Genomic DNA, 26,072 nt, shown 5'->3' on the forward strand with positions numbered 1-26,072 from the left:
GGTTAAATACTAAAAAACATAACGAGGTGGTACGGAACGCCATGCTAGCAACAGTATGAAAAATTCTCTACAAAAATCAACGCATTATATTCAATCTCTTCAATTTGAAGATTTAAGTTGTCAGCAGTTTTATAGGGTGGCTAAATTACGTCAAGATGTGTTTATTGTTGAACAACAAAGTATTTATTCGGACTTAGATGGGCTCGATCAACAAGCCATGCACTATTTGTGCTGGTCGTCTGAGCAAAATGATGCCGAACTCATTGGGTATGCACGTACTCGTCAATCGCAAGATTTAATTCATTTTAGTATTGAGCGCGTTGTCTTCTCGAATTTGAGCCGGGGTAAAGGGCTAGGCGCGGCGCTGATGCGTTTGATGATAAACGATATCATCTTAAAAAATACGGGCGCTGACATCACCCTTTCTGCTCAACTTGAGGCGCAAAAGTTTTATGAAAAACTAGGGTTTGTGGCAAAAGGAGAGTCGTATGACGATGGCGGGATCGAACACGTCACAATGCATTTTAATTCGCAATAACGATACTCTGTTCAGCTTTACCATCGGTTAACTGGTAAAGTCTGAACCGATCTTCAGTTTATGCCGAAAACTGAATACTTTTGCTGAGTCTATCTCTCATCCTAGCCACATCGGATGGCACATCACTCACAATCACTAGGCTGGCTTTGCTTAGGTTGTAGGCTTCACTGTTCCACTTACCTTTTACTGCGCTGTCGATTGCATAGCCCTGCATGTTGGGGACAATAAAAACACTGACTTTGCCATTATCACCTTGCATCACTAAATGCAGGCTCTTGATATTGTCAAAATCGCAAAAGTTGGCGTAATAGATTTGTCCGGTATTGGCTGTCATTTCACCACCAAATCGCGCCAGCTTGGCATTCACTTGAGACAAGCTAATATCTTCACTTGCCCCTAAGGCATAGTCGCCTTCATGTAAGACGTGGGCAATACCATATTCAGATAGGCTAGCAGCCTCTTTAAATTGCCATTGAGTCACACTAATACCCAAAATAAACGCCACCGAGGCCGCTAATGCTAATTGAATAAAATGACTCCGCTGACGTTTTTGAGTATGAACAGCCATAGTTTGACGAAGTAACAAACGATGCGCGAGACCATCTGGTACAGGTATGTTGCTTGCTTCGGTAATTTTTTTATCTAGCTGTTTAATTTCTTTAACAAAAGCCTGTTTTTTGAGATCATCGGCAGTAGCCTTAGCAAGCTCTTTGTCATTTGGATCAGCTAAGACCGCTCGACGAAATTCTAATTCATCCATTTTGGCGTCCTCTGTGCTCGTTCGCTTTTTCTAAAGCCTCTTTTACCTGATTGCGCGCTCTAAATAATCGTGTCATCACTGTATTCTTATTCAAATTAAGTTGTTCTGCGATTTCATCGCCTGAATAACCAAATATAATTTGCAGCATAAGCGGCTCTTTATATTCATCGCTTAAGGCGTTCATAATTGCGCGTAATTCTCGATGTTCTATTTCTACTTCACTACTTAATTGTTCGTCAATAATGGCAACATCATCGATATCCACTAAATCAAATTGTTTGCGTTCAAAACGGCGAGCATTTTCTCGGCGTAATATCGTGATAAGCCATGATTTAGCTGCTTTTTCATCTTGTAATGTATCTAGGCTTTTCCACGCGCGCAGGAACGTTTCCTGAGTAATATCCTCAGCGACCGCTTTATCTTTGACTAGCCAATACGCATAGCGAAAAATATCGGCGTGTAATGCCAATACTAATGCTTCATATCGTTGTTGTTTACTTGCCATGTCACTAGAGACCGAGGCTTCTTTATTTTGCTTTCGCCAAAACATAAATTTTTCCACTGTTTAGCTCACTGATGGAATATAAAGGTAAAAATGCGAGCGCGAGCTGGTGAAGATAGAACGTATTATGCGTGAATCCATGGGGCTAGCCTAGTTTGAAGCAGTGAATTTTAGGATGAGCCGTCGCTCAGATTGAATGTCAGAGCAGTTAGTAGGCAAAGGTAGTGCCTACTAACTACCATAAGCACCGAGGATTATACGCTAGGATAGAGCGGTTTTAAATTAAGCTGTTCCGACTTGGATTTGTTTCCATGGCTTTTTACATAAGGTTTAAGGGCTGCATGCAGCGCCTTGTTATCCCAAGTATTTGGCGTTTGGCCGTATTGCGATGCCAGCATCAGGTTAACTTCGTTGCTTAACTTAGGGTCTTGGATACACTGCAGGGATTGCGTTAGCGTGAGATTGGCTTGCCCCACGAAACGCGCTAAAAATGGCCCTAATAATGACGTGATTTGTTTGACATCAGATTGTTTGATGGCGTGTTGTAAGAGACGCCACTGATCGCCTGTCTGCGGTTTTTGTTGTGCTGTTTTACTTGACTTGCTGCTGACTTGCGGGGGGCGAGATTTTATCAACCAAAACCCTAGTACTAGGGTCAACAGCCACAAAATAAATAATACCGCACTCACACCTTTCCAGAACGGATCGGCCTCAGTTTCAATAATACTGGGCGCTTGCGCATTGTTTGGCTCCAACGCCCCCTTAACATCTATCAGGCCTGGATTATCACTCAAAGGCAAAGGGGCAGTACTTTGGTTAAGGGACGGCAAAATCGTTAGGTTTTTTTCGGGTAGAGTCGTAAATTCGGTCTTCTTAGTGAGTACGTTAAACCAGGGAACTTGCACTGCAGGCAACACAAGCTGACCCGCTTCACTAGGAATAATCGCAACCGACTCTTTGCGCTGGGCAATCAATGTTTGGTCTTTCTCAACCGTGGTGGTTTCAGCTTGATCCGGGTAGGATTTTACAGAATTGGGGTAAACACCGTTGATAGCGGGTAATTGTTCTTCTACAACGCCAATTGCCGTGAGCGTAATAGTGCGGGTTATAGGCTCCCCTACATGATATTGCTGAGGATTGCCTTGCCATTCTTCATTTATTTGCACAAAGTCGCTAGGCAGCCAATGATGAGGATAATCGCTTGGAATAGGTAAGACCGTAATAGCTTGGCTTTGTCCAACGCGATTTACCGGTGTACTACGATTAAAAAAGCCAAAACTTTGACGTGAATTATCAATAATTTCACCTTCAAACAGAGGGCCTTCGATGGTAAAAGTACCGCTTTTTTGGGGAATGATTGCGAAGGTTCGTTCAATGACGCGGTAACGACGGCCGTCTTTTATTTCGCTGTATTCTTTATCTTTACCAATTTGTCTAATGTCTGCGTTTTCTAAACGCGGATTAGCAAGACTGCCTCTTTGTAATTCTTGGCCTAAATACAGTTTCACCGTATAGCGTAACTGCTGTTGCAGATACGCTTCTGGCACATCAACTTCTGTTGTAATAAAAATATCTCTACCCTGAGTCGCACCGCTTGACGACACAGGGACCACCATTAGTTGAATCGCTTGGGTCTTTTGACCCCCGACATCAAAAGCTGGAATAGTAAAACGGCCTTCTTTACGCGGGATTAGTACGGTTGTCCAAATTGTGGTTCGAGTCGTATTAAAATTTATCATTTGGGTTTGGGTGCTGACGGAAGTTCTGCCCACTACAAAATCTTTCATGAGTACTGATGGATCAAATGCTGAGCGGTCAACATCGTCGTTGGCGGTGATAGTCAAATTAAAAGACTCATCAGCCATCACTGGATTTTTGTCAACACTGGCAATCACTTCATTGGGTTTAGCGTTCACGCTGGTCACATATAACAGCAATAAACTTAGGCTGACGATTAATAATTTTATGGCTCTCACGGTTACCAGTTCCTCTCTAAATTGCTGGGTACTCTTTCACGTTTACGTTGCTGCGCCTCTATTTGCATCTTTCTTTTTAACAAAAAGGCCGGATCGTCGGGCACGCGATTTAGTAAAGTTTGCATGCGCTGCATTTGCTCTTTTTCTTCATCTGTTAATTCTTTAGTTTGCTCAGCCATCGCCTGTTGCTGGGCCTCTTGCGAAGGGTTTTCTGGCTCTTGTTCAGATTCAGATGGTTGCGCTTGTTGTTGCTCGGGCTCTTTTGAATCAGTTTGGGATCCCTTCGTATTGCTATTTTGTGCTTTAGTATTTTCTTGTTCAGCCTTGCTATCTTGACTCTCCTGCTTGTCAGAAGCCTGATCTTGATTTTGTTGTTCTGAATCTTGAGGTTGAGACTGTTGGTCTGAGTCCTGATTTTGTTGGTTCTGTTGATCTTGATCTTGCTCTGAGTTATCACCGTCTTGGTTTTGCTGCGGGTCATTTTGTTGATCAGATTGTTCATTTTGCTGATCTTGTTGCTGCTGTTCTTGCTGTTCAAGCAGTTTCTCTAAAAAAGTCTTATTGGCTAAGGCATCTTGATGATCTGCTTGTTCGGCAAGGACCTCCTTATACAATGCAATTGCCTCAGGATATTTGCCTAACTGTGCCAAGGTATTCGCTTGGTTATAGCGCCCATCGATACTATCTATTTGGCTAAATGCCTTTAGCGCTTGTTCGTAGTTTTCATCTTTGTATAGAGACGAGCCTGCCCACAACGGATCTTCAAAGGTCTCTGCCGCGTGTTTAAACTCTTTGGCGTGAAAGGCTTCTAAACCTTGTTGGTCTTTGGTTTTCCACATGTCTTGCCACCAACCTGCTTCCGCTTGTGGCGCATACATCGGTAGAGCAAAAGCGATGAGAAAAACAGGGATTAAGCCTTTTCGAAAGCTGTAAGCGGCCAAGGGAAGCAGCAAGAGAAGTAAATAAGGTCCTAATTCTTGCCATTTATCACCAAAGTTATCATCGCCAGCAGATTCTTGCTCGCCAGCATTATTGTCTAGCAGGGTTTGATTCATGAGATAGTCAATGTCACTATCATCACTTTGTAAAGGAGCATAGCGGCCTCCACCTTGTTTGGCTAAAGTTTGCAGATTGCTGGTAGGTAGTTTGGGGATCACAATAGCGCCGTTGGAGTCTTTTAATAACTCTCCATTGAGTGTTTGTACCGGGGCACCTTCCTCAGTACCCACCGCTAAGATAGATAAGCGATAACTTGATTTGTTTAATAAGTCGCTGATTTCTTTTAATTGACGATTATCTACACCGTCAGTTATCCAAAAAATATCTCCCTGCTGATAATTCGCGCTTTTAAGGAGATCAAATGCAGTTTGCAAACCTAAGACAGGGTCGCTACCCGGTATCGGCATAATCTCGGGGCTTAAGCTGGGAATCAACGCCGTTAAATTTTGCCCATCACTGCTAAGCGGACTAATGGTAAATGCATCTCCTGCATAAGCCACTAAACCTGTTTCACCTTCGGTTAATTTTTTGACTAAATCAATGGCCTTATATTTTGCGCGAGTCAAGCGGTTTGGTTTGATGTCAGTCGCTCGCATCGACATAGACATATCCATTAGTACCACCTTACCGGTGTTTAACTGAAAAACGGGTTGTGGCAAGCGTTCCCAAGTGGGGCCGGCTAAAGCAAGTGTTGCTAACAACCAACCAAGAACGAGTAATCCAAAAGGGTATTTGTGAGATTTTTGTGTACCATGACTAACAAGATGTTTGTATAGGTGTCCCGCCAGTACAGACTGCCAGCCTGTTTGCTGTTTACTAAAATAAGCTAATAAGATTGCAATGATAAAAAGGGGGACAAGTGCCCATAGCCATTGAATTCGTAAAAAGTGAAAGTCTTGTAGTTGCAGTAAAAACTCACTCATTACCTAGTCCTCCCTAAGCGCGCGGTAATGCCTTTGGCTGACAGTATCTGATACAAACTCAGTAATACGGTCAAAAGAAGTGATAGCGCCAAAGGATAATAAAACAGCGCTTGCAAGGGGCGCATCTGGCGACTTTCTCTGGCAATCGGCTCAAGCTCATCCAGTTTGGCGTAAATATTTTGCAGCGAAGCCACATCGCGGGCTCTAAAATATTGACCACCAGTAGAGGTGGCTATTTGGGTCAGCATATCTTCATCCAACTCTTGAGAGGGATTAATTTGCCGACTACCAAAAAAGCTTTGCATCATCATTTTGTCGGCGCCAACACCAATAGTATAAACAGTTACTTCGTTGTTAATCGCCAATTCATTTGCCTGTTCGGGTGTGATGTTACCAGCGGTATTTTGGCCATCCGTCAATAAAATCAGGACTTTGTTAGACTCTTCTCTGGCATTGAAACGTTTGATCGCAAGGCCAATGGCATCACCAATGGCGGTTTGTTCACCCACTAATCCTATCAAAGACTCTTTGAGTAATTGGTTGACAGTATCGCGATCATAAGTAAGCGGGGCTTGTAAATAGGCGGTATCGGCAAAAAGAATTAGGCCCAAGCGGTCACCGACTCGGCGCTCAATAAAGTCACTCAAAACATACTTGATCATTTGTAGTCGGTCTACTTGGCGGCCATTCACTTCCATATCTTCCATTTTCATACTGCCGGAGAGATCGACTGCAATCATCAAATCTCTACCTTCAGCGGGTATATTCACAGGCTCGCCAAGCCATTGAGGGCGAGCAGCGGCTATTACTAAGGCGGACCAAGCGACCGCGGCAATGAGTATTCGTATTTTATTGGTTTTTTTACTGATGTGGTCAGCTGCGAACCCTTTTATTAAATGCGGCACTTTTAACGCTGCGGGCTGCACTTCCTGTCGAGCAGGTAATAAATAAACAACAATAGGCAAGGGCAGCGCAAGTAGTACCCATATCCAAGCAAACTCAAACATGGCTTGCTCCTTGCTGATTAATATGTTGCTCACTCCAGCGGCTTAAATTCAGTGCGACTTTTCTGTTGGAGAGTTTTGCTGAATTAATCCAAGCCAAAACGAGGCGTTTATCTTTTTCATAATCCGCCTCTGAATCAGCGCCCACTTGATACAAACGCTGCTGAAATTCACTCATTTGTTGCTTAAAAAGGGCTTGTTTGCTGGTAGGCAAGGTTAAACTTAAAAGTTGACTAAGGTGCTCACCGTAAAGTTGTTGCACAGGCAAAGTTGGGTAGTAACTCATCAATACGCGTTTTACTATACTGTTTAAGCCAAGGCGCCATGCTCCGCTTTCAAAAGAAAGTGCTCTTATCTCTTGTTTGGCTTGGCGTTTTGCTCGGCCGCGCATATGTCGTTTAATCAACAATACAACGATTAAACTCAGCAGCACTAAAGTGGAAAATACCACTAACCACCAGCCATATGCAGGTGGCCAAAAGTTGACTGTGGCTGGGATATGGATGTCTTTTAATTCAGACAATGAGTTGTTCATGAGCTTGTCCGAGAAAACTGATTGAGTTGCAATTCTAAGGGTAAGCCTGCACTGATAGGCACCACTTGTGCTTTACACTGCTTAAGTACATGTTCAATAGAAGAAAAATAGGCGAGATGCTGCTCAAAGTAACGGGATTCCGTGCTTTGTTCTCCTAATATTAAGTGTTGTTGTTCAACGCCATTAGTCAGGGCGACACGCTGGCTTATTTTTACTTTTGGTAATTCGTGTTCAAAGGGATCGCTCATTGGATAAGCAACCACTTCACAGTGCCTGCTTAGCTGAGAAATATGTTGCTTAGCCAATTCGTTTAACTGACTAAAATCACTCAAAATGAAAACCAAACTTCCTGGATGGGCTAAACGACGGATGCGGGCGCAGGCATCTGTAAAAGTAACACCTTGAGCGGTTTGTTTTGATTGGAAGGTATCATTTTGCTGTGCATCAATCGACTGTGCTTGGACTTTTATCAAACTATTTAGAAGCGACAAAACGGCTTTTTGACGGGTTAGCGGTTTACACTCAATATGTTGAAACTGATTAAAAATTAGTCCGCCAATACGGTCGCCACGTTTGCGCGCAGCCCAAGCGAGTAGGGCACTCAAATGCGCTACTTGAACTGACTTAAACAGTAATTGCGTGCCAAACTGCATGCTTGACGACAAGTCGGCTAATACAAAAACGGGGCGCTCTTTTTCTTCGCGATAGATTTTTGTATGGGTTTTACCGGTTCTAGCGGTAACTCGCCAGTCAATAGCACGGATATCATCGCCCGCTTGATAATGCCGAGCTTCATCAAACTCCATGCCTCGGCCTTTCGTTTTTGCCAAATAGGCACCTGCCAATTTGGCTTGCACAGTTTTACGTGGTGATAAATTAACTAAACTCGTTTTACCTTGATAGTAAATGAGCTCTCGTATACCAAGATTGATGCCATCACTCTGATGGGCCGACAACCAATTTTCAACATCCAACATCGTTTTACCTTTTCCGTATGACGCCTAAGGAACAGCCACGAGTTGCAAAATCTTATCCAGTACCTGATTACGATTTATACCTTCTGCTTCTGCTTCGTAACTCAGTATTAATCGGTGGCGCAATACATTGTGAAACACCGCTTGTATATTATCGGGGCCAACAAAATCACGTCCCATCAGCCAAGCATGGGCGCGCGCGCATTTATCCAGAGCAATGGTTGCCCGTGGACTTGCACCAAATTCAATCCAGTTAGCCAAGTCACTATCAAATTTATCGGGTTGACGGGTCGCAATGATGAGTTGTACTAAATATTTTTCTAAACCTTCATCTAAGTGAATTTTTAATAATTCTTGGCGAGCTTTGAATATGTCAGCTTGAGTGAGGTTAGGAGCTTCAATCATATTGGTATGCAGCGCTTCGTTGCGGGTAAGCCGTAAAATTTCTAGCTCTGTTTCAGCGCCTGGATAGTCGATTTCAAGATGCATTAAAAAACGATCAAGCTGAGCTTCTGGCAACGGATACGTACCTTCTTGTTCAATGGGGTTTTGGGTTGCCATCACTAGAAATAGCTCAGGTAGAGCATAGGTTTTATTGCCTACCGTTATTTGTCTTTCAGCCATCGCTTCAAGGAGGGCAGACTGCACTTTTGCTGGAGCTCGATTGATTTCATCAGCCAATACCAGGTTGTGAAAAAGGGGACCTTGTTGAAAAACAAAGCTGCCGTTTTCTGGTCGGTAAATATCAGTACCGGTTAAATCAGCAGGGAGCAAATCTGGCGTAAACTGCACGCGATGAAAATCACCTTCGACTCCCTTAGCAAGGGCGTTAACTGCTCTCGTTTTAGCTAGACCCGGTGGGCCTTCAACAAGCAGATGTCCATCGGCTAATAACGCTAAGAGGATATTTTGTGTCAAGGTTTGTTGGCCCACTACTTGAGTATCAAGGTAGGCTTGCAATTGAGAAAACTGAGCTCTTGCCATCTTTTCTTATACTTCCTTCTAACTAACGGGTGAACAGCATGGTGTGTAACACACTGTTATCTAAAGCTGCTTTACTGACAATGCTAACCTATATAGGGTTCCCCTTTTGAAAAACAATGTTACAAAGTCCTAATTAGTTCAGCATATTAGCAGTACCTTCAGTTCAATATAGTAAAAGCAGCATTTTCATCGACGACGCTAAGCGCTGAAAAGAACGCGATTACTATTTGACCAAAATTCGGTACTTTAGAAGGCCTATTGTTTTTTATTGGTCTAACTTTAAAGCCAAACAGGCTCGCTTGAACAACTAAAGTTATCCCTGTACAATCTGTGATACATAACAGGTCAGACCACTAATTCGAAGGGCACACCATGACTACAAAGCAAAACGTCACAACTAGACAGGGCGACCGTATAGCGATTGTCGCTGGATTACGCACTCCATTCGCCAAAATGGCTAGCTATTTCCACGGAGTTCCCGCCGTCGATTTAGGTAAAATGGTCGTCAACGAGATGTTAGTTCGCAATAACCTATCCCCCTTGGAAATAGAGCAATTGGTATACGGCCAAGTAGTACAAATGCCCGAAGCACCCAATATTGCCCGAGAAATCGTGTTAGGCACGGGTATGAACGTACATACCGATGCTTACAGCGTGTCGCGAGCTTGTGCCACCAGTTTTCAATCTACAGTGAGCATTGCCGAATCGATGATGGCCGGAAATATCAGTGTAGGTATTGCAGGTGGAGCTGATTCAACTTCTGTGTCACCCATTGGTGTGTCAAAAAATCTGGCGAGAGCTTTAACCGATTTACAAAAAACCAAGACTTTAGGACAAAAGTGGGGGGTGCTGAAAAAACTGGGTTTTAAAGACCTGTTGCCCGTACCACCAGCTGTAGCAGAGTATTCGACAGGTTTGTCTATGGGGCAAACGGCTGAACAAATGGCTAAAACCCACAATATCAGTCGTCAGGCACAGGATGAACTCGCTCATCGTTCTCATACATTAGCAGCGCAAAGCTGGAATGAAGGTAAGCTTGCCAATGAAGTAATGACAGCCTATGCAGAGCCTTTTAAAGGGGCGCTGGAGCGTGACAATAACATACGTTTTGACTCAAAGATTGAAGGCTATGCGAAGTTACGTCCGGTGTTTGATAAGAAGCACGGTACAGTAACCGCAGCAAATGCTACCCCGCTAACCGATGGTGCTTCAGCCATTATCATGATGACAGAAAGCAAAGCAAAAGCCTTGGGTTATAAGCCGCTAGGGTATTTGAAGAGCTATGCTTGGGCCGCCATTGATGTTTGGGAAGACATGTTAATGGGCCCTTCCTATGCGACTCCCATGGCATTGGACAGAGCGGGTATGACACTGCAAGACCTCACATTAATTGAAATGCATGAAGCTTTTGCGGCGCAAACTCTGGCTAATTTAAAAATGTTTGCCAGTGATAAATTCGCGCAAGAGAAACTTGGCCGTAGCAAGGCGATTGGCGAAGTGGATATGAGTAAATTCAATGTGATGGGTAGCTCTTTGGCCTACGGTCATCCATTTGCTGCAACGGGTACGCGTATGATTACGCAGATGTTAAACGAATTAAATCGTCGTGGTGGTGGCACTGGCTTACTGACCGCCTGTGCCGCGGGTGGCTTAGCTGCCGCTATGATCGTCGAAACTGAATAAGGGCAAAATAATGACAGAGCAAACTCAAAATATAGAATCTCATCCTAGCGCATTTAGTTTAGCTACTCGCGATGATGGTATAGCCATTCTCACCATGGACGTGGTGGGGGAGTCGATGAATACGCTTAAAGTCGAATTTGCCGAGCAAATAGATACTGTATTACAGCAAATTAACGCCGATAAAAGCATTAAAGGTGTAGTAGTAATAAGCGGAAAGCCTAACTCATTTGTGGCAGGTGCTGATATTAGTATGTTAGCTGCGTGCCAAAGTGCCGAAGATGCTGAAGCTATCGCTGCTGGTGGGCAAGCCATGTTTCAACGGATTGAAGAGATGTCGCAAACGTTTGTCGCGGCGATCCATGGTCCGGCCTTAGGTGGAGGCCTAGAACTGGCATTGGCTTGTCATTACCGCGTATGTTCAGACAGCGACAAAACTCAATTAGGTTTACCTGAAGTGCAACTTGGATTGTTGCCTGGCAGCGGGGGGACACAAAGATTGCCACGTCTAATTAGTGTGCAGCAAGCAATGAAAATGATGTTAACTGGTGCCTCAGTGCGTGCCAAACAAGCGCTTAGATATGGCATTGTGGATGATATGGTCCCACAATCCATATTGCTTGATGTGGCTATCGAAATGGCGAAAAAACCTAAAACTACTCGCAGTAAGCCCAAGCTCGACGTAATGGGACAATTTTTAGAACGTACGTCAGTTGGCCGTAATCTTTTGTTCAGTCAAGCACGTAAACAAACAGCACAAAAAACCCAAGGCAATTATCCTTCACCTGATCTGATCATTGATTGTATCGAAACAGGCTTAAATCAGGGCGTGAAAAAAGGCCTGCAAGTGGAAGCACGTAATTTTGGCAAACTCGTTATGACGCCTGAATCTGCTTCATTAAGAAGTTTGTTTTTTGCTACCACCGAGATGAAAAAAGAGACCGGTGTGCAAGGTGTCGCACCCAGTAAGCTGAGTAAAATAGGCGTGTTGGGCGGGGGCCTTATGGGCGGTGGTATCGCTTTTGTTACGGCTACAAAAGCGGGATTGCCTGCAAGAATTAAAGATATTCGGCCTGAGGGTATCGCAAATGCGATTAAGTACAGCTATGACTTACTTAATAAAAAGGTCAAAAAACGCTTTATGGCTAAATCGCAGATGCAAAAGCAACTGTCTCTGTTAACAGGAACGGTAGATTACTCCGGTTATAGTGACCTTGATGTGGTCATTGAGGCTGTGTTTGAAGATCTAAACTTAAAGCAGCAAATGGTGGCTGAGATTGAAGAAAATTGTGCTGAGCATACGATTTTCGCATCAAACACCTCTTCTATACCTATCGGCCAAATTGCCGCCAAAGCCGCACGACCAGAACAAGTTATTGGTCTACATTACTTCTCTCCTGTAGATAAGATGCCTTTAGCTGAGGTTATTGCTCACGAAACAACGTCTGATTTAACTATATCAACCACGGTGGATTTAGCTAAGCGTCAAGGCAAAACTCCCATAGTGGTTAAAGACGGCGCTGGTTTTTATGTTAACCGTATTTTGGCGCCTTACATGAACCAAGCTGCAGAGTTAATTTTAAGTGGGGAACCGATAGAAAAAATTGATAAAGCGCTGGTGAAATTTGGTTTTCCTGTTGGTCCGATTAAGCTGTTAGATGAAGTTGGCATCGATGTAGGTACTAAGATTATTCCTATTCTACAGGCCCAGTTCGGTGAGCGATTTGCCGCGCCAGAGGCATTTAATAAAGTCTTAGCGGATGACCGAAAAGGTAAAAAGAATAAAAGAGGCTTTTATCTTTACTCGGGCAAAAAACCAGGAAAGGTGGTCGATGAGTCAATATACACCTTACTAAGCTTGAGCCCTAACTCAACAATTAGTCAGGCCCAGATTGCAGAGCGGTGTGTTCTGACCATGTTAAATGAGGCCGCGATGTGTCTTGACGAAGGCGTTATTCGAAATGCTAGAGATGGGGATATAGGCGCCATATTTGGTATTGGATTCCCACCATTCTTAGGAGGTCCTTTTAGATACATGCATAATTTAGGTATTGAGCATGTCGTTGCCAGATTAGAATATTACCAAGGCTTGTATGGTGATAAGTTTGCACCTGCACCGTGTTTAAAAAATATGCAAAAAACTGGCGTAAGCTTTTATTAACCATTAGAATGCGCGCGTTTTGAGTTTTAAGGGCTACTACGGATAATTTGGTACTCCTTTTGTTTAACAAACGGCAACTTATTGCCCCAGAGAGAAAACAGTGATTGCTTATATACTTTGTTCGATTTTATGTAGTGTCTTGTATTATGTTCAGGCGTATAAGACGGGCTTGCGAGCTAAAATGTGGGCATGTGTTGGCTTGGCGCTCGGGCCAATGGCTTTTCCCTTGTTAAAAGCCCAGCAACGGATGACGTTATTAAAATCTCGAGGTTTACAGAGTGTTGTATGGCTGGCATAGCCTATCATTAATCGCTAATTGTGAAAAAGAGAGCCTAGGCTCTCTTTTTTTAGGTCAATTCCGAGGAAAGACGCTGATATTGATGCTATATCCTTATAGACGAACGGTACCCGTTCTGACTGAGTACAGACGAACAGTCCCAGTTCTAACACTGCTTTTAGATGTGTCAGTCTGGCTTGTTGCTTCCGTTTTAACGGAAGCCTGTGATCCTTCAACAGATTTAACTGCTACGGGGGCCGTGGTGGCGAGTACTACTGCTACTGCATAAGCTTTCAACATCTTTGCTTTCCTATTATTTATATTATTGACGTTTTTGCCGACATATTTTTGTCAGTCAATAATACTTTAGCGAGAAGCGTGCCAGCTTTGCTTTGAGCGTAAATTTTACCTTAAATAAAATTTTATATTTACTATAGATTAACGTGAATGAAGATGAAAATTTTTAAAAATCAACGCTTTGTGATTTTTAGCGTTCGTTTTTATAAATGATTTTATTTAGTTCATGGTTTTCTTTTAACAAGCGTTCAAAGCGTACAGAGCTTAAGGGTTTGCTGTATAAATAGCCCTGTAACATCTCACATTTAAACCGACGTAATATTGACAATTGGTTTTCATGCTCCACACCCTCAGCGACAACTTTTAATCCAAGGTTATGAGCAATAGTAATGATGGCCTGCGTCATATGCCTGTCTTCACTGGTTGTTGCAATATCATCTATAAATGCTTTATCAATTTTTAAAGTGTTTATTGGGAAACGTTTAAGATAAGCCAATGACGAGTAACCGGTGCCAAAGTCATCTAGCGCAAGGTGGATCCCTCGCTCACGTAAACGCTGCATCATACGTAGGGCACTTTCAGGGTTTTGCATTAAAGTACCTTCAGTGATCTCACATTCTAAATGCAGGGGCGATAGGCCTGCGCGCTGCAATATACTGATGATCCGCTCATCTAAATCAGGTAGCTCAAATTGACGAGCAGAGATATTAACCGCCACTCGTCCAGTAAAGAGGCCCGCATCCACCCAGCGTTTGGTCTCTTCGCAGGCTTTACGTAAAACCACTTCGCCAATTTCGATTATTTGCCCTGTCTCTTCGGCCAAAGGGATAAACTGAGAAGGGCTAACTAAACCTTTGTCTGGGTGCTCATACCGTACCAAGGCTTCCATACTAACTAATTTACCACTGGCGATATCTACTTTCGGTTGATAGAACACCGTAAATAAGTCTTCTTTTAGGCCATGTCTGATTAAGTTCTCTATTTGTAATTGGCGAACTGCATTTTGGTTCATTTCGCCACTGAAAAATTGATACTTATTGCCTCCTGCATTTTTAGCAAAATACATCGCAGTATCTGCATTTTTCAACAACTCTTGCGGTGTACTGCCATCTTCCGGATAAAAAGCAATACCCACACTGGCACCGAGCACAAACTCTTGTTTATTGATTAAAAACGGGCGGGCCATATTGTCTAATATAGTTTGCGCAAAGTGGGTAATGCGGTGAACATCAGTGCCCTTATCAATAAGGATACTGAACTCATCGCCGCCAAGGCGATAACAAGTGGCGTCAGTACCCGCAATACGTTGTAAACGTTTCGCAATTTGTTTTATAAGGATGTCACCTGTTTGATGGCCTAAAGAGTCATTAATCTTTTTAAAGTTGTCCATATCCAAACAAATCAGCGCGTGATGCGTATCCCTGCGCACAATATTGTTGTGACTGGCTTGAAAAAAGGAGCGATTGGGTAATTCTGTTAGTGGATCGGTATTGGCGAGTTTTAACAGCTCTTTCTCTGTGGTTTTACGGGTCGTTATATCCGAAAATACCCCTACATAATGGCTTATTTTACCGTCTTCATCGCTTATAGCATCAATGTTTAGTTCCATTTCATACTTTTCACCATCAGTTCGGCGAGACTCTACTTCACCTAACCAGTTGCCTTTTTGTCTTAAGGCTTTTTTAACTTCTTCGGTAAAAGCCCCAGGATATTGATGAAAGGTCAGGTAGCTAACAAGTGCTTGCTCTCTGGTTTCTCCGGTATATTTACAATACGCATTATTAACCGATATAAATTTAAATGCGGTATCTGTGATAAACACCCCATCGGAAATAGTTTCAATTGAGCGTTTAAATAGCTTTAACTGTTCTTCAGCCAATTTCAAATGGCTAATGTTTTTTAGGGTACCTGTCATGCGCATCGCTTGATTGTTGCTATCTCGGCTCACTACTTTACCGCGGTCAAGTAACCATACCCATTCGCCTTTATAAGTGCGGGCTCGATAAGTGACTTCGTAATGCTCACTTTTGTCTTTTAAATGTTCTCTTAATGTTTCTTGAACTTTTATAATATCACTCGGATGGATATTGGCTTCGTAAGCACTGTTTACCCGAATGTCATCCTGCGGGAAATCGAGGGTCCCCCAGGTGTTTGAGCGATATACTTGGCCTTGATAAATATCCCAATCCCACAATTCGTCACCACTACTCCACAACGTCAGTTTTAGTCGTTCTTCATTTTCTTGAATTGATTGATTAATGGCTCGTTTCGCCCTCATCTGTTTGATTGAATATAACAAAATAAAAGTCAGTAAAATGCCGTAAAGCAACATCGCTTGTTGGGTTAACCATGGTGGGGGCGCAATTGATAGCTTGACGCTTTTAATAGCCGACCAAGGGGAGTTACCATTTCGACTTTGAACTTGAAATTCATATTCACCAAATTCTAGATGAGAAAATTGCGCTTTGCGGGGTGAATCTTTGTCGGTCTCAATCCATTTATCTGATAATCCAATCAATTTATAACGGTATTTAAAAGCTTTTGGGTCTATAGGATTTAATTGTGCAAACTTAATACTTAACATGTAAGAGTTGTATGGTAGTTTGATATGTTTTATCGATTCGATAGGCTCAGACAATGGGCTATTACTAGAATGTAAATTTGTTTCGTGATTAAATAAATTAAGCTGGGTAAGGATTGGAGCAACAGTTGGTTTTGTTGCACCCAAATCAGGGTTTTTATCTTGAAGGCTAAACTTAGCGGCATCGAACATTAGAAAGCCGTTTGTTCCTCCGAATAGAAGTTGATTTTTGTCAGTCAGGACACCAACACCTTCATTTAACTCACTAAACGCCATTCGCTCAGGGCTTATATGTTGTTTCACTTTGCCTGTGCTTACCGAAACCTCATCTATTCCCTCAACAGCAAATCCGAGCCACAAACTATCTCCTTGCAGTATGGTGGTTACTACCTGATCACTTGATAAGCCTGATTTCGAATCAATTACCGATAAAACTTGAAATGTTTCCTTATCAAGTTTTATCAATCCATGACTAAATGACGACAACCAAAAAGCATTTTTTGTCTCAATAACAGAGGTAAAATGACGGACAGTATCGTCTAGATTTAAAATAAGCTGATTTACTTGTTTAGTTTCGAGATCATAAAGCATCATCCCCAATGATGTTAGTAACCAAACGGTGCCATTGCTATCCAAAAAAATAGGGTCTACGGTCTTGATATTATCGTTCGCTAAGGTTATCCATTCTGATTTTAACGTTTTGGGATCTATGGAGTGAATTCGATTTTCTGGCGATTTAACCCATATTTTTCCACCAAAATTATGAATGTATTCGATATTTATTCCGGCCATCAAAGTGGAGATTAGCTTTAAATTTGAATCTTCAGTAATCTCATACACAAACAAACCGCCACTGCTTGCCACCCAGATTCTATTTTGATCATCAACTAAAACATTCCAAATATTATGACTAAAATCCTTTAAATAATGGCTGAAAGTATAGGTTTGAGGATTAAATTTATTTAAGCCGTTAGATTGGGTAGCTATCCAAACATCTTTGTTTTTATCCTGGACTATTCTCCAAATATTGTTGCCAGACAAAGATATATAATTAGAGTGTTTCTGAAAGATTTCAATTTTAGCTATTTGAGGTGTATGTTTGTAAACTCCTCCAGAGTATGTTCCGAACCAAAGCGTATTTTTTGAGTCTTTATATGCTTTTAAAAAGAAGCTGTTCTCTAAACCAAAATTCACATTGTTTTGGTCGTTAAAGGAAAACTCTGATGAATCCTCAGGGTCGTAAACAGTTAAACCTGTCGTTGTTGCAAACCAAACTCTACCTAAATGGTCTTCAATAATACTCCTTCCTTCTCCGTTAATTGCCGGATGAAGTTTGTCTTCAGACTTGTTAGTCTTCAGATAATCGATTGTTATTTCATATGCCCCAATATCTGTAGCCAACCAATGGCTTGTATCGGTTTTTAACACATCAAACAAATATGTTGCATCAAGCCTGAAACCCCATGGATTAGGATCTTTTAGGTCGTATAGATAATTGCTGTCGTTATCTAAAAGAAATATTCCATGTCCATAACTACCGATCCAAGTTTTGTCTTTTTCACTGAAAATAAATCTGATTTCTGGTGGCAGAGGAAGACCTAGCGTTTTTTTCAAAACAAAGTTATCTGCAGAACTATCATATGAATATAGATTTTTTTCATCGGCGACAAGCAAAAAACCATTTTCATCGATAGCCAGGGTTATGATTTCATTATTTTGTAAATTACTATTTCTCCTATCGTAAGTGATAAAGCTGTCTGTAATTCTTTCATATCTGGCTAACCCCGACAGAGTACCGACCCATAAAGTTCCACTTTTGTCGATAACTAACTGCCTGATAAAATTGTCAGGTAAGCTATTCTTCTGTCCTGGGTTGTGTAAATATTTTTTGAAATCGTAGCCGTCAAAACGATTAAGCCCACTAAAGGATGCAAACCAAAGAAAACCTAAATTATCCTCTACAATATCAGGGACCGTATTTTGTGAAAGATCGTTAGCAGTAGAATAATTTTGAAATTTTGAGTCAAGCGCAAAAACTGTGGATGCGAAAAAGAGGCTCATGAAGAGAAGCCAAATGAGGCAATGTAACTTTTTTAGATAACGGATACGCACTTTTCACCCATAGGTAGTGTCCCTACCATGTTGTTATTAGAATTTTCTGACCATATCCGTATCGCCAAGTGTTTAAATATGCCCAAAATAGTGACGGGCTACAAGCCTTTATCTTGCAAAAATGGCAATGCATAAATAAAAAAAATAATAATGATTACTTTTTGGGTGTTTGGGATTTAACTCAGGTAGTTTGCTTGATGTTTAAATTCTGAAATAGAGGTGATTTCCTGCCAGTCATTAAGGGTTTTGACCTTGTGTTTACTGCTGATGAGGATTAATTCCCCACATTTTTTCTGCCACATTAAACGCTGGCTAAACTCAAGCATTTGTGAAAATGTAAGTTGTTCAATAGCAGCTATCATTTTGCTGTTCTGAGAAAAGGTGAAGTCCTTGTTTCCAATACACATCCATAGGCGTTGACTCTTCATGCTTAGATGGCTATCAGTTTGACTTAGTTGCCTTATTAGCCCCGCTTTTAAGGCTGTCCAGATTTCTTGATAGTCATTGAGGCTTTGTAAAAATTCGCTAAGAAATTGTTGCATTGCAATAATGATTTGGTTTGCTGAAAAATTAGGCGATTGTATGTATAGCGCAATACCAGGATGCTGATTGTAAGGTAGGTAGCCACTCCCTACTAAATAGCCCACTTGGCGTTCAGTGCGCATTTGATTAAAAAATGGCGTTGCAATCATTTGCTCAAACAACATGGTTAAGGCGATATCTTCGGTGCATGCACTGGGCGCTTGAAAGTACATAACAACCGCATCGTCGTTATGTTGACAGTCAACAAAGTGAACCTGCACTGGCTTTTGAGTTAAATCGACTAAGCCTTTAGATAGTGGGGTGCTATGAGCATATAACTGGCGAAATGCTCGAACCTTGTCGACTGCTTCGTTGGCTTTTTCAATTGACCAGTTACCATACATCATACCTTCCAAATTAAATTGTCCGAGCAAACTGTTTTTAGTCTCAATGACATGTTTAAGTTGAGCTTTTCCCATGATTTCTGCCATATCGATGGGGGCATAATTGTATTGCTGTAAAAGGACTGACAAGCGGGTAAATAAACGGTTAATGGGTTTGTTTAATAAACTATTGTTAAGTAATTGAACTTGGCCGTTTTTTACTTGTTCGAAGCTGCTTTTGAAGTCTTCGTTGACCACTATTTGGGTAAGTAAATCAGTACAAAAGTGTAATTGCTTGGCGCTAAAACCATTTGTCTGTAATGAAAAACCGCCTTGATGAGGGTAGAGGTGAAAATGCAATCCGGCTAAATTGGCTTGATAATATTTTTGCGTTAACTTCTCATTAATCAAAGCAACCCAGAGGCGTTTATAGGTCGCAATTTCGATACCCTGTGTTATGGCTGGGCAGTCGAAAGTCAGAAAACAATCACCTTTTGGCTGCTGAAACTGTTGGTCTTGGCCAAACCATAAATCGAGACCAGGCTGATGATGAATGAGTGTGGGTAAGGTGTATTCATCCTCTTTAATAGCCAATTGATTGATATCACTTAAGTATCGATTGGCTTTAGGCAAGGTTAAAGAATCGATAGGCTTTACACTTTTTGTACTTTCTACTATGGCAGGTGGTAACTGGCTTATTTTGTAAGGGGTGTCGTACCAGCGCGCCACGGTGTCAGTTTTTTGACTTTGGTAAATAAGCTTCAGGCGCATATTGTTTGCGCTGAAGAAATCTAACATCGAGTATGTCATTGCAGGGCTGGCCTTATCAAAAAGATAGTCACCGGCCATCACATGCTCTGGTGGATAATCCACCATATTGTGAGAAAGTTTTAGTACTTCATCGATGGGTTTTGGGTTTTCACCATAGCGCCACGCCAGTGTATTGAGTCTTGCCATTTCTACTAAGCGCCATGACTCTACACCCTGCTTTTTAATCAACTCAAGGTAGCTAAACAGGGCACTGAGGATGCCTTCGATGCTGTTTAGGCCTTTATCAGTCAGCTGCAGATTAATATTAAAATCTTTAAAATTACTGCCTTCGATACCACCGCCAGCACTGAGGCTCGTGGCCCAATTTTTACCTTTGTAATAATCCAGCAAGCCACCATATCCTTCGTCACCCAAAATATGGCTGATAATGGCAAGGGGTTTTGCGCGATAGTGCTGGTTTTGGGCGGGTAAGGCGAACGTAATGATTAATCGTTGGGCTTTTTGTAATGGGGTGATCTGAATCAATACGCCCAGTTGATGTTTTAAATAAAGGGCAGGGTAAGCATCTCGCTTAATCTTTTTACCGTGCTTCCAATGACTGAAGTGCTTTTCAACAATCAATTTGGTCTCACTGATAGGAAGTGATGAAATAACACTAAGGCAAAGATTAGCGCTTTGGTAATAACGCTGGTGTAAGCGCCGCAATTTTTTCTGTAACTCAAGGGCTGAGAATTTTTCGAAGGTTTGTCGATTGCCCACTGAAAACTTACTAAAGGGATGGTTGGGGTTGCAGGTTTCTTTATGAACTTGATACAAACGACGTAAATCATCTTTTTGTTTTAATTTAAATTCGGCATCAATGGCCTGAATTTCTTTTTCAATATAAGTGGTTTGCAGTAAAGGGGAAAATAGCATTGCTGAAAATTGTGCTAAGGCGTCGTCAAATACGTCGCTGAAAATATCAAAAAAATAACTGCTGGTTTCCGTGCCTGTCGATGCATTTAGGGTTCCGCCATGAGCAGACACAAAATCACCTAAAGCGTTAGCCACTTCTGTGCTCGCGTTACCCAAGAACAGCATATGTTCTAATAAGTGGCTTAAACCATGACAGTCATCGTCATCGTCAAAATGTCCGGTCTGGAATGTGGCTGAACAAGCAGTTTTAGATATTTTAGTGTCTTCGACTACAAGTACTTGCAAACCATTTGCTAAAGTAAAATGGTCATAAAGCCGAGTATCATTCTCACATTTAAGCAAAATTGACTGTCCAGTTTCAAAAAATTTAATTAAGCATAAACTAAATTTATCACGCGAAAGATTTTTAAATAGTATATTTGTTATATTATCGAGTTAAAAAGACCAATAACGAAACTTATGAAATTAATTGTCATGCGTCATGGTGAAGCTGAATCGAGTAATATTTCAGACCAAGCCCGTAATTTGACCGCTTATGGCATCAGCCAAACACACAAAGCAGGGAGTTGGTTGGTCAGTCATGTTCTCGCCGAGAATAAAATAGATGTGGCGTTGGTGAGTCCTTTTGTGCGGGCGCAACAGACGTATGACGGCGTTCTTTCACAATTAAGTATATCGAGTAAGCTAGATGTTGTAGAACTCGTTCCTGACGCTAAACCTCGTAATAGCCATAGAATGGTCGACCATTTCCTGCAACAACACCCCAACGCTACTAGCATGATCCTGATAAGTCATATGCCTTTAGTTAGTTATTTATTAGACGAAATATTGTTGACCTACCAAGGCGCCTTGTTCGATACATCTAGTATGGCAATCATCGATTATGATGTGGAAACGGGGCTGGGTGAATTAACTGAATTTTATCATCCTTCAATGAGTGATTTAGGTAACAACTAAGCTTCAGAATTTTGTGGTTAGTACCGATAACCTTTTTATGAATACAAAAAGCTTACCTGCCCATTTGCAACAAGTGCTTGAACAGCACGTTGCTGAATCACAACTGACTCAAGATGATGAGCTTCGGGAGATTTTTGCTAAGTTGAGTTCACTAAACAGTAAAGTTGAACTTTTAAAATCTAAAATTATTCAAAATCGACAAAACAAACAATAGGGTGTTTAGTATTGGAAGAAGTGATTCTTTTAATCGGATGGACTCACGCTAAAAGCACTTAATAGGGCGCATCAACGTGAGTTAAGTGTAGTTAAAAGTCGTCTAGCCAGACAAGCTGCTTGCATCACGGCCCTGTTCTGCGCGGTAGAGCTTCGGCATCACTCTTACGGTTTTCACCATATTGTCTTTCATCTCAACGATTTCAATGGGGTAACCTGCCAAACGCAAACTAATATTGGCTTGTGGAATGTCTTCCAAGTACTCCAATATTAAGCCATTGAGGGTTTTTGGCCCTTCTGTTGGAAACTGCCAATCTAGTTCTTTATTTAGCTCTCTTACGTTAACACTGCCGTCAATTAATACACTGCCGTCTTGTTGCAGGTTGGCTTCTTTACTATGATCAGGCAAGAAACTGGTGGTAAAATCACCAATGATTTCTTCAAGAATATCTTCCAGGGTCACTAAACCTTGAATATCGCCATACTCATCAACCACTAAACCGATGCGCTCTTTGGCTGCTTGAAACTTATACATCAAGGTGTGTAGTGGAGTGGACTCCGGTGTGAAATAAATTTCACGCACTGCGCGTAACAAACTGGCTTTAGTAAATTGATCTTTAGACAGCAGGCGCAGGGCATCTCTTACATGGACAAAGCCCACTGCATCATCAATGCTATCGCGGTACAACAATACGCGCGTGTGCTGGGCGTTAACCAATTGTTTTTGAATGTCTTTCCAATCATCGTTGATGTCGATAGCGACGATATCACTGCGTGGCACCATAATGTCTTCAGCGGTCACTTTTTCTAAATCAAGTATACCCACTAACATGTCTTGGTGCTTTTTAGGGATCATTGCCCCAGCTTCGAATACCACCGTCCGTAATTCTTCTCGGCTTAGACTGTCGCCACTGCCATCGCTAGGATTGATGCGAAACAGCGCCAAAATGCCGTTGGTAATGCCATTGACTAAAAAAACGAAGGGATAAAATAAAAGTAACAAGGGTGAAAGAATAAACGAACTCGGAAAAGCAACCTTTTCTGGGTACAAAGCGGCAACGGTTTTTGGTGTTACTTCAGCAAAAATAAGGACCACGAAAGTCAAGATAACCGTAGTTAAAACTAAACCCAGTACGTCATCTCCGAGTAAGCGGCCGCCAATAATACCCGCAATAATCGATGCGGCTATGTTCACCAGATTATTGCCAATCAATATAAGGCCAATAAGTCTATCAGGGCGATCAATTAATTTTCTGACTCTAAGGGCGGCTTTATTGCCCTCATTTTCAAGATGTTTAAGTCGATATCGGTTTATCGACATCATGCCAGTTTCAGAACCCGAGAAATAGGCGGAGAGTAAAATCAAAATACCCAGTAGAATAAATAAACTACTGGTGGATATGTCGTCCAACGAAAATCTTCCTAAGCAATTGCAGAGAGGTGAATGTAAGGGCTAATGAAGCTCGATTCAAGTGACTTTTATGTGTTGATGATGACTTCACGCACAAAACGGCTGCCAAAATAGGCTAATGTTAATAAAATTGAGCCTACAATTGTTGCACTAATAACCCATTTGCCGCGCCAGCCAAACTTAGCATGCCCGAATAAAATTACACTGTAAATTAGCCAGGCCAGGATCGACAGCACGGTCTTGTGAGCTTGCTCTTTCGCAAACATGTTTTCTAAAAACATAAAGCCGCTGATCAAAGATAAGGTTAATAACACGGTACCGACTAACAGCAATTTAAAGAGAATCGTTTCAACGGCCATCAATGGAGGAAGGGAAGAATGCAGCAGAGAGGCCTTTTTTTCTTTTAAACGAATATTGATATAAGCCAATTGCATGGCGTACAAAAACGCAATACTCAAGCATGCATAGGCCATCAACGCTAAGCCTACATGGATAAGCACAGCGGGTTGAATATTGTAATGCATCACGTGCATATCTGTCAGGAGCGGTGCAAGCATCACAACAATTGCAGTAAAACCAAATACCACAGGCAATAAAATCGTATTGGGTAAGCTAAATGATGCAACAATCATGGTTGCGGTTATTAACCATGCAACAAAAGAAGCAACATTCATGATGCTCATATTTTGCCCAGGTAAAATAAATACGGTGTCCCATAAAATAACGATATGAATAAACAATGCCAGGGTGGCTAAGCCGAGTGCGAGAGGTTTTTTAGGGCCTTGAGCATTAAATAAACCTGAGACAATAATGCCTGCTGATGAGCCATAGAGTAAAAAACAAATTAGCTCTAAAAACATTGTGAAAACCTTTTAGCAATCAACACCTAACACTCCGTTGGTTATTTCTTAATTTACTATGAAATAAAGCCATAAATTACCATTAATTATTGGCGGTTGACACTGCTTTCATCGCCCAACGCCCAACATAGCGCTAAAGTTTAAACAGAAAGTTGGATTGATTATTCTTATCTTGCCGCTATTTCGATATACTTGGGGCAATTAGACATTAGTAGGTAAGCGTAGATTCATGTTTGAAAATTTGACCGAACGATTGGGTAGTACCCTTAAAAACATCAGCGGCAAAGGCCGTTTGACGGAAGACAACATCAAAGATACTTTGCGTGAAGTGCGCATGGCATTGCTTGAAGCGGATGTCGCCTTACCGGTAGTGCGTGATTTTATTTCGCAAGTAAAAGAGCGGGCGGTTGGTACAGAAGTCAGCAAGAGTCTTAACCCCGGTCAGGTTTTCATCAAAATAGTTCAGTCAGAACTTGAAGCCGTTATGGGTCAAGCGAATGAAAAACTGAATTTAGCCGCTCAACCTCCCGCAGTCATTCTCATGGCCGGTTTGCAAGGTGCAGGTAAAACCACCAGTGTGGGTAAACTGGCATCATTTTTAAAACAACGTGAAAAGAAAAAAGTCTTGGTTGTTAGTGCTGATGTGTATCGTCCGGCGGCAATTAAACAACTTGAAACCTTAGCGAATGATTTAGAAGTTGGTTTTTTCCCTTCTGATATTAGTCAAAAGCCAGTTGATATTGCTTTGGCGGCAATTAACCATGCACGTAAACAATTTTACGATGTGTTATTAGTGGATACCGCCGGTCGTTTGCATGTTGATGGCGAGATGATGGCTGAAATTCAAGCCCTGCATAAAGCCATTAACCCAATTGAAACCTTGTTTGTGGTTGACGCAATGACGGGGCAAGATGCCGCGAATACGGCAAAAGCATTCAACGAAGCACTACCATTAACGGGGGTGATTTTAACAAAAGCCGATGGTGATGCTCGAGGCGGTGCTGCCCTTTCTGTGCGCCATATTACTGGTAAGCCCATTAAGTTCATTGGTATGGGTGAAAAACTCGACGCCCTTGAAGCCTTCCACCCAGAACGGATCGCCTCGCGTATATTGGGAATGGGCGATGTACTGAGTTTAATTGAAGAAGTTGAACGTAAAGTAGACAAAGCCAAAGCGCAAAAGTTGGCGCAAAAAGTCCAAAAGGGTAAGGGTTTCGATTTACAAGACTTTAAAGAGCAGCTAGAGCAAATGCGCAATATGGGTGGCATGATGTCGATGATGGACAAGATGCCTGGTATGGGCAACATGACAGCGCAAATTAAAGAAAAAGCCAACGATAAATCCTTTAATCAAATGGAAGCCATTATTAATTCCATGACGCCAGACGAGCGTACTAAGCCTGATTTGATCAATGGCTCCAGAAAACGCCGTATTGCTGCGGGTTCTGGTACGCAAATTCAGGATATTAATCGCCTGCTTAAACAATTCACGCAAATGCAAAAAATGATGAAAAAAATGACGGGCGGCGGCATGGGTAAAATGATGCGAAACCTCAAAGGTATGATGCCCCCCGGTGGACCAGGCGGCATGTTTCCAAAACGATAGGTTTACCGCTTAAAAACTCATCCTCGCGATGAGTTTTTTGTTTCTAGAACATTCTTAAGTAAATACCCTAAGCCTCAAAAAAGTCAGTTTTATCTCGCGTCCACCTGCGAGTTAACCTTTCGTTTAAGCAG

19 protein-coding genes are annotated in these 26,072 nt (G+C 41.9%); 6 read left to right on the forward strand and 13 right to left on the reverse strand.

Annotated elements, in window-relative coordinates:
- The first annotated feature begins 55 nt into the window (after nucleotides 1–55).
- Entirely contained in the window at nucleotides 56–538 is a 483-nt protein-coding gene (locus ACEN2L_RS08635) for a GNAT family N-acetyltransferase (RefSeq protein WP_441743237.1), read from the forward strand.
- 58 nt (nucleotides 539–596) lie between these two features.
- Here the strand turns inward: ACEN2L_RS08635 and ACEN2L_RS08640 are convergent, their stop codons facing one another.
- From ACEN2L_RS08640 to ACEN2L_RS08675, 8 genes are all read right to left on the reverse strand, one after another.
- Nucleotides 597–1,298: a DUF3379 family protein gene (locus tag ACEN2L_RS08640; RefSeq protein ID WP_441743239.1), complete on the reverse strand. Its 702-nt coding sequence runs from the start codon at nucleotides 1,296–1,298 to the stop codon at nucleotides 597–599.
- The gene (locus tag ACEN2L_RS08645) at nucleotides 1,291–1,848 is read right to left on the reverse strand and encodes a sigma-70 family RNA polymerase sigma factor (protein ID WP_441743241.1); all 558 of its coding nucleotides are present in this window, start codon (nucleotides 1,846–1,848) and stop codon (nucleotides 1,291–1,293) included. Before ACEN2L_RS08645 ends, ACEN2L_RS08640 begins: the two co-directional genes overlap by 8 nt.
- 206 nt (nucleotides 1,849–2,054) lie before the next feature.
- Nucleotides 2,055–3,776, reverse strand: coding sequence for a BatD family protein (locus ACEN2L_RS08650; protein ID WP_441743243.1), 1,722 nt, complete (start codon nucleotides 3,774–3,776; stop codon nucleotides 2,055–2,057).
- Between the two features lie 2 nt (nucleotides 3,777–3,778).
- A complete protein-coding gene (locus ACEN2L_RS08655; RefSeq protein ID WP_441743244.1) occupies nucleotides 3,779–5,698 on the reverse strand; it encodes a VWA domain-containing protein in 1,920 nt (639 codons plus the stop codon).
- On the reverse strand, nucleotides 5,698–6,705 hold the full coding sequence (locus tag ACEN2L_RS08660; RefSeq protein WP_441743246.1) for a vWA domain-containing protein: 1,008 nt from the start codon (nucleotides 6,703–6,705) through the stop codon (nucleotides 5,698–5,700). The genes ACEN2L_RS08655 and ACEN2L_RS08660 overlap by 1 nt, the downstream gene beginning before the upstream one ends.
- The gene (locus ACEN2L_RS08665) at nucleotides 6,698–7,237 is read right to left on the reverse strand and encodes a DUF4381 domain-containing protein (RefSeq protein WP_441743248.1); all 540 of its coding nucleotides are present in this window, start codon (nucleotides 7,235–7,237) and stop codon (nucleotides 6,698–6,700) included. Before ACEN2L_RS08665 ends, ACEN2L_RS08660 begins: the two co-directional genes overlap by 8 nt.
- Complete coding sequence (locus ACEN2L_RS08670) at nucleotides 7,234–8,214, reverse strand: DUF58 domain-containing protein (RefSeq protein ID WP_441743250.1); 981 nt, start codon at nucleotides 8,212–8,214, stop codon at nucleotides 7,234–7,236. Before ACEN2L_RS08670 ends, ACEN2L_RS08665 begins: the two co-directional genes overlap by 4 nt.
- Nucleotides 8,215–8,238: 24 nt before the next feature.
- Nucleotides 8,239–9,195: an AAA family ATPase gene (locus ACEN2L_RS08675; protein ID WP_441743252.1), complete on the reverse strand. Its 957-nt coding sequence runs from the start codon at nucleotides 9,193–9,195 to the stop codon at nucleotides 8,239–8,241.
- A 372-nt stretch (nucleotides 9,196–9,567) separates the two neighbouring features.
- Between ACEN2L_RS08675 and fadI the strand changes: the two genes are divergently transcribed.
- A complete protein-coding gene (gene fadI, locus ACEN2L_RS08680) occupies nucleotides 9,568–10,878 on the forward strand; it encodes an acetyl-CoA C-acyltransferase FadI (protein ID WP_441743254.1) in 1,311 nt (436 codons plus the stop codon).
- 10 nt (nucleotides 10,879–10,888) lie between these two features.
- The gene (gene fadJ / locus ACEN2L_RS08685) at nucleotides 10,889–13,036 is read left to right on the forward strand and encodes a fatty acid oxidation complex subunit alpha FadJ (protein ID WP_441743256.1); all 2,148 of its coding nucleotides are present in this window, start codon (nucleotides 10,889–10,891) and stop codon (nucleotides 13,034–13,036) included.
- A 391-nt stretch (nucleotides 13,037–13,427) separates the two neighbouring features.
- Here the strand turns inward: fadJ and ACEN2L_RS08690 are convergent, their stop codons facing one another.
- The 3 genes from ACEN2L_RS08690 to ACEN2L_RS08700 form a co-directional block, all read right to left on the reverse strand.
- Entirely contained in the window at nucleotides 13,428–13,613 is a 186-nt protein-coding gene (locus tag ACEN2L_RS08690; RefSeq protein WP_441743258.1) for a hypothetical protein, read from the reverse strand.
- 187 nt (nucleotides 13,614–13,800) lie between these two features.
- A complete protein-coding gene (locus ACEN2L_RS08695) occupies nucleotides 13,801–18,252 on the reverse strand; it encodes an EAL domain-containing protein (RefSeq protein WP_441743260.1) in 4,452 nt (1,483 codons plus the stop codon).
- A gap of 227 nt (nucleotides 18,253–18,479) precedes the next feature.
- Nucleotides 18,480–21,179 carry an insulinase family protein gene (locus tag ACEN2L_RS08700; RefSeq protein WP_441743261.1) on the reverse strand — a complete coding sequence of 900 codons (2,700 nt, stop codon included), beginning with the start codon at nucleotides 21,177–21,179 and terminating at the stop codon, nucleotides 18,480–18,482.
- A 174-nt stretch (nucleotides 21,180–21,353) separates the two neighbouring features.
- On the opposite strand from ACEN2L_RS08700, the gene sixA reads away from it, so the two are divergent.
- A complete protein-coding gene (gene sixA, locus ACEN2L_RS08705) occupies nucleotides 21,354–21,851 on the forward strand; it encodes a phosphohistidine phosphatase SixA (protein WP_441743263.1) in 498 nt (165 codons plus the stop codon).
- A 37-nt stretch (nucleotides 21,852–21,888) separates the two neighbouring features.
- Complete coding sequence (locus ACEN2L_RS08710) at nucleotides 21,889–22,065, forward strand: hypothetical protein (protein WP_306020990.1); 177 nt, start codon at nucleotides 21,889–21,891, stop codon at nucleotides 22,063–22,065.
- A 102-nt stretch (nucleotides 22,066–22,167) separates the two neighbouring features.
- Here the strand turns inward: ACEN2L_RS08710 and ACEN2L_RS08715 are convergent, their stop codons facing one another.
- Nucleotides 22,168–23,475, reverse strand: a complete 1,308-nt coding sequence (locus tag ACEN2L_RS08715; protein WP_306020991.1) for an HlyC/CorC family transporter — start codon at nucleotides 23,473–23,475, stop codon at nucleotides 22,168–22,170.
- Nucleotides 23,476–23,543: 68 nt separating this feature from the next.
- Nucleotides 23,544–24,335 carry a cytochrome C assembly family protein gene (locus ACEN2L_RS08720; RefSeq protein ID WP_441743265.1) on the reverse strand — a complete coding sequence of 264 codons (792 nt, stop codon included), beginning with the start codon at nucleotides 24,333–24,335 and terminating at the stop codon, nucleotides 23,544–23,546.
- Between the two features lie 229 nt (nucleotides 24,336–24,564).
- On the opposite strand from ACEN2L_RS08720, the gene ffh reads away from it, so the two are divergent.
- Nucleotides 24,565–25,941 carry a signal recognition particle protein gene (gene ffh, locus ACEN2L_RS08725; protein ID WP_306020995.1) on the forward strand — a complete coding sequence of 459 codons (1,377 nt, stop codon included), beginning with the start codon at nucleotides 24,565–24,567 and terminating at the stop codon, nucleotides 25,939–25,941.
- Nucleotides 25,942–26,072 lie beyond the last annotated feature (131 nt).

The sequence above is a fragment of the Flavobacterium sp. W21_SRS_FM6 genome, assembly GCF_052119645.1.
Classification (GTDB): Bacteria; Pseudomonadota; Gammaproteobacteria; order Enterobacterales; family Alteromonadaceae; genus Paraglaciecola.

Coding starts and splice junctions, on each gene's coding strand:
- fadJ (WP_441743256.1), top strand. CDS start 10,889: ATGACAGAGCAAACTCAAAATATAGAATCTCATCCTAGCGCATTTAGT.
- ACEN2L_RS08655 (WP_441743244.1), bottom strand. CDS start 5,698: ATGAGTGAGTTTTTACTGCAACTACAAGACTTTCACTTTTTACGAATT.
- fadI (WP_441743254.1), top strand. CDS start 9,568: ATGACTACAAAGCAAAACGTCACAACTAGACAGGGCGACCGTATAGCG.
- ACEN2L_RS08645 (WP_441743241.1), bottom strand. CDS start 1,848: ATGTTTTGGCGAAAGCAAAATAAAGAAGCCTCGGTCTCTAGTGACATG.
- ACEN2L_RS08695 (WP_441743260.1), bottom strand. CDS start 18,252: ATGAGCCTCTTTTTCGCATCCACAGTTTTTGCGCTTGACTCAAAATTT.
- ACEN2L_RS08665 (WP_441743248.1), bottom strand. CDS start 7,237: ATGAACAACTCATTGTCTGAATTAAAAGACATCCATATCCCAGCCACA.
- ACEN2L_RS08640 (WP_441743239.1), bottom strand. CDS start 1,298: ATGGATGAATTAGAATTTCGTCGAGCGGTCTTAGCTGATCCAAATGAC.
- sixA (WP_441743263.1), top strand. CDS start 21,354: ATGAAATTAATTGTCATGCGTCATGGTGAAGCTGAATCGAGTAATATT.
- ACEN2L_RS08720 (WP_441743265.1), bottom strand. CDS start 24,335: ATGTTTTTAGAGCTAATTTGTTTTTTACTCTATGGCTCATCAGCAGGC.
- ACEN2L_RS08710 (WP_306020990.1), top strand. CDS start 21,889: ATGAATACAAAAAGCTTACCTGCCCATTTGCAACAAGTGCTTGAACAG.
- ACEN2L_RS08670 (WP_441743250.1), bottom strand. CDS start 8,214: ATGTTGGATGTTGAAAATTGGTTGTCGGCCCATCAGAGTGATGGCATC.
- ffh (WP_306020995.1), top strand. CDS start 24,565: ATGTTTGAAAATTTGACCGAACGATTGGGTAGTACCCTTAAAAACATC.
- ACEN2L_RS08675 (WP_441743252.1), bottom strand. CDS start 9,195: ATGGCAAGAGCTCAGTTTTCTCAATTGCAAGCCTACCTTGATACTCAA.
- ACEN2L_RS08660 (WP_441743246.1), bottom strand. CDS start 6,705: ATGTTTGAGTTTGCTTGGATATGGGTACTACTTGCGCTGCCCTTGCCT.
- ACEN2L_RS08690 (WP_441743258.1), bottom strand. CDS start 13,613: ATGTTGAAAGCTTATGCAGTAGCAGTAGTACTCGCCACCACGGCCCCC.
- ACEN2L_RS08635 (WP_441743237.1), top strand. CDS start 56: ATGAAAAATTCTCTACAAAAATCAACGCATTATATTCAATCTCTTCAA.